This window comes from Rhodohalobacter sp. (assembly GCF_041686455.1).
Taxonomy (GTDB): Bacteria; Bacteroidota; Rhodothermia; order Balneolales; family Balneolaceae; genus Rhodohalobacter.
In genome coordinates, this window is record NZ_JAWLDW010000107.1 from 5,131 (window position 1) to 9,240 (window position 4,110).

4 protein-coding genes are annotated in these 4,110 nt (G+C 41.8%); 2 read left to right on the forward strand and 2 right to left on the reverse strand.

Annotated elements, in window-relative coordinates; genetic code table 11:
- A partial coding sequence (locus ACESM0_RS11060) for an RNA polymerase sigma-54 factor (protein ID WP_372906272.1) occupies positions 1-750 on the forward strand: 750 nt, incomplete at its 5' end.
- A 20-nt stretch (positions 751-770) separates the two neighbouring features.
- Here ACESM0_RS11060 and ACESM0_RS11065 read toward each other — a convergent pair.
- Both ACESM0_RS11065 and ACESM0_RS11070 read right to left on the reverse strand, forming a co-directional pair.
- Positions 771-2,264 (reverse strand): hypothetical protein, encoded by a 1,494-nt coding sequence (locus ACESM0_RS11065; RefSeq protein WP_372906273.1) that lies wholly within the window; start codon positions 2,262-2,264, stop codon positions 771-773.
- A gap of 12 nt (positions 2,265-2,276) precedes the next feature.
- Positions 2,277-2,756, reverse strand: a complete 480-nt coding sequence (locus ACESM0_RS11070) for an Lrp/AsnC family transcriptional regulator (protein WP_372906274.1) — start codon at positions 2,754-2,756, stop codon at positions 2,277-2,279.
- Positions 2,757-2,958: 202 nt separating this feature from the next.
- On the opposite strand from ACESM0_RS11070, the gene serS reads away from it, so the two are divergent.
- The coding region (gene serS / locus ACESM0_RS11075; protein ID WP_372906275.1) for a serine--tRNA ligase at positions 2,959-4,110 on the forward strand (1,152 nt) is incomplete at its 3' end.

A 4,110-nucleotide genomic window follows, 5' to 3' on the forward strand; every position in this document is an offset into this window, starting at 1 on the left:
GAGATTTTTGAGCTGATTAAAGGACTCAATCCAAAACCGGGCGGTGTTACGAATCCGGATGAAGATAACCGGCAATATGTAGAGCCCGATTTTGAAGTTTTTTATGAACCGTCAGATAATGACAATGAAGATGAAGACGATGGTGAGTTTGTCATCAAATTGAGCCAGCGCAACACACCGCCTTTAAGAATTTCTCCCGAGTATAAAATGATGTGGGATAATTTTAAAAAAGGTGAAGAGAAAGGTAAGAAGGATAAACAAGCACGAAATTTTATCAAGGATAAAATAGAATCTGCTCAATGGTTTATTGATTCCATTTTGCAGCGACAGAACACCCTGATGAAAACAATGCGAACCATTGTTTCTCTGCAGGAGGATTTCTTTAAACACGGTGATGGTCTCAAGCCGATGATTCTGAAAGATGTTGCTGAGAGAATTAATATGGACATATCAACCGTTTCCCGTGTTGTAAATGGTAAATATGTTCAGACAAATTTTGGCGTTTATGAGCTCAAATACTTTTTCAGCGAGGGACTGGAGACAGAGAGCGGAGAAGATGTATCGAGCCGTGAGGTGAAGAATGTGCTTCAGGATATTATTGATAATGAAGATAAACAGAAGCCGTATAGTGATCAGGCTTTGACCAATATGCTGAAAGAGAAAGGGTATAAAGTTGCTCGCCGTACCGTAAGTAAATATAGAGAACAGCTTCAGCTTCCTGTGGCAAGGCTAAGAAAGCAAATCATATAGTTTAATCCTTTGGCTCTCTATTAAGAAAATGAGAGGGCCATTTGAATGGGCTCACGGATAGCAGGGGAATTAACTGTGAACCATATCAAAAAGACAAAAAGAAGAGTGTGCAAACCGATCGTAAAAAGGATATAAGGCAGGCTGTATTTTTCTAAAAATTTTGCGGCATCATAAGCGGCTACATTGAAACTCATAAACCAGACGATCAGGTAAGAGACTAAGAGAAGGGAGATGAGTGTTTGCCCCGGTGACTGATTGTGAAATACAATCAGTACTGTTGCAACCAAAAAATTAACGTGCAGAGGCCAGGCGTAAAGATTGAGTGTCTGGCTAAAAAACTGGAGCCTTTTATTGGGCAGATGTAGCCATAACACTGAGACGATTTGCATCATGAGAGAGACGAAAAAACCAGCCAAAAATAGAGAGACGTAGGGACTGGCTGGCCAGAAAACAGCGGGAAAATGATAGCTTAGTGCGCTCAGGCTTCTTTCGTTAAACAGACTGTCAGCCGTCAGATACAAAATTAGACCCGTTACCACAGAGTGTTGAAGAAGAATTATAACTCCCGGAAAAATATTTCGAATGCGGTGTTCAATTACATCAACTAAAAAGAAAGAGTGATTGAAAAAATATCGGGGAAGGGTCTGAATATATACGGGCTGGAATCTCATGTGTATGAGAATAGACCCAAGAATGAGAAAGAGAAATACTACGTTCCAGTTCATGGCGGGTGGAACCTCAGGGGTTTGAGGAACTGGAAACGGCATCAGGTTGCCTTCAAGGTATTCAGAGAAAATTGTTTTATAGTCGTCATTGCCGGCAACATATTCCTGAAACCAATCAGCCGGAATGATTAACAAGCTTTCCTCGAATTCCAGGGTGTGTCTAAATAAATTTTCAAGTGTTTTTTTTGATTCCTGTACATTTTTTCCGGGATCAAAAAACAGAGCGTTTGCCGCTGGTGTGTTATTACCGGGAATAATGGTTTGTACCGTAAAGTCAAAGCCTTCAGCATTTAGGGAGTCACCCGGTAGTGCTGATTGATAAAAAACAGGCAAGCCTGAAAACTCGCGAATGCTATCGGCGATTTGAGTTGTATAAGCGTTAAACTGTGGATGTTTTTCATTCGGATAGCGGAAAAGGCCTGCTGAAATAATTCTGTCTGGGTATTGATCCGTCAACGTTTGCAGAGAATTACGAATATCAGCTGTAATTTCAGCGGATCGATGTCGCAAACTATTTACAGTGGTATAGTTATCAGGGTACTGATAGATCAGAAAAAAATCATCCGTAATTGTAGCTGTGAGCTGATCAGCCCGGGTGAAGTGAATTAAGTCGATACCAATCTCAGCGGCGTCAACCAATAATTGCTGCTTTTCTGCTTCATCAGTTACAGAGTCAAAAGATAGCGCAATTCTATTTCCAAAACGGCTTTCTGAGGTACTATCACCATCCACACTTTGCGGTGAAAGTGGCAGCCAGGATAGAAATAGGGCAAGTATCAGTGGCAGCAAGATGGCCTGGGACTATTTTTTGATTTCGACAGTACGCTCAATCGGAAGTTCTCGCGTCTCTTTAAAACTGGAAAGTACAATATTTGAACGAGTTCTTGTTACTCCGTCCCATGACTGAACGAGAGAAAGAAACTTCTCAAATGATTCTGTGTTTTTTGTACGAACTTTCAGGATATGTGATCCGTCTCCGGTTATTGAGTGGCACTCCAATACTTCGGGGTGTTCTGTAACATGCTCCACAAAACTGGGGTAACGTTCAGATCCGTCAACTTCAACAAAGATGAATGCTGTAATGTCGAAGTTGAACTTTTTGGAATCGAGAATAGCGTTGTAACTCTCAATCAATCCCTTCTCTTCGAGCTTGCGCATACGTTCTGATACGGAAGGAACGGAGAGATGAACGATTTTAGCGATAGTGTTGCGTTGAGCACGTCCATGCTCCTGCAAGTGGTTTAAAATCTTAATGTCGGTTTCATCCAATTGATGGCTCATAACGGCAGTTTTTACCTTAAATTTCTAATCAGAGTTGAAAATATCCTTAATTAGTTAGGATATCAACGGTATATTTGCATTAATTCGTAAAAAGTTTTTTACACTTGGATACTAAAGGCGTAGAAAAATTTCAATGCCTGTTCAACGACTCGTATCTTTACCTTTTAAACGGAAATAGTAAATACTTTTTAAATATTTTTCGATGCTCGATATTACATTTATTAGAGAAAATCCGCAGCTGGTAAAAACGGGAATGATCAACAAGGGAGAGAAGGATGCCTCAGCTGTTGATAAAGTGATTCAGAAAGATGAGGAGTGGCGTGCACTGGTTACCGAGATTGATCAGTTAAGAGCTGAAAACAATGCCAAATCGAAAGAGATTGGCAAGCTGATGGGGCAGGGTAAAAAAGAAGAGGCCCAGGAGATTATCAAAGCAACCGCGGATGGCAAGGAGAAATTAAAAGAGCTTGAGGAGAAAGTAGCAACGGTTGCCAGAGAGCGTGTTGACCTGCTCTACAGTATTCCCAATGTTCCGGATAAATCGGTGCCGGTTGGTCAGACCGAAGAGGATAATGAAACTTTTAAGACCTGGGGTGACCGGGCTAAAGAGGATTGGTTATTGTCCCATTGGGAAATTGCAGAAGAGAAACAATGGATTGATTTTGACAGAGGATCAAAAGTTACCGGCGCGGGATTTCCTTTTTATGTAGGTAAAATGGCTCGGCTGCAACGGGCACTCATTAATTTCTTTCTGAATGAGGCCGTGGATCAGGGATATACAGAACTTCAGGCGCCCTATTTTGTGAATGAGGATTCTGCTAAAGGTACAGGGCAAATTCCCGATAAGGAAGATATGATGTACACCATACCCCGCGATGGATTTTTTGCGATTCCTACGGCTGAAGTACCGGTAACGAATTTCCACCGGGACGAGATTTTATCAAAAGATGATCTTCCGGTTCGATATGCTGCCTACACACCTTGCTGGAGACGAGAAGCTGGAAGTTACGGTAAAGATGTTCGTGGCCTGAATCGTCTGCATCAGTTTGACAAAGTAGAGCTGGTAAAAATTGTTCATCCGGATACATCAGATGACGAACTGGAATCTTTACGTGAGTATGCTGAGTCTTTGTTGAAGAAACTAAAACTGCCGTACCGCACCCTTTTGATGTGCACCGGTGATATGGGCTTTACACAAACTAAGAAGTACGATCTGGAAGTTTGGAGTCCCGGACAGCAGCGGTGGCTGGAGGTTAGTTCATGCTCTAACTTCGGTTCATTTCAGGCGAGACGCATGCAGCTTCGATTCAAAAACGAGAAGGGCAAAACAGAAATGCTTCATACGCTGAACGGA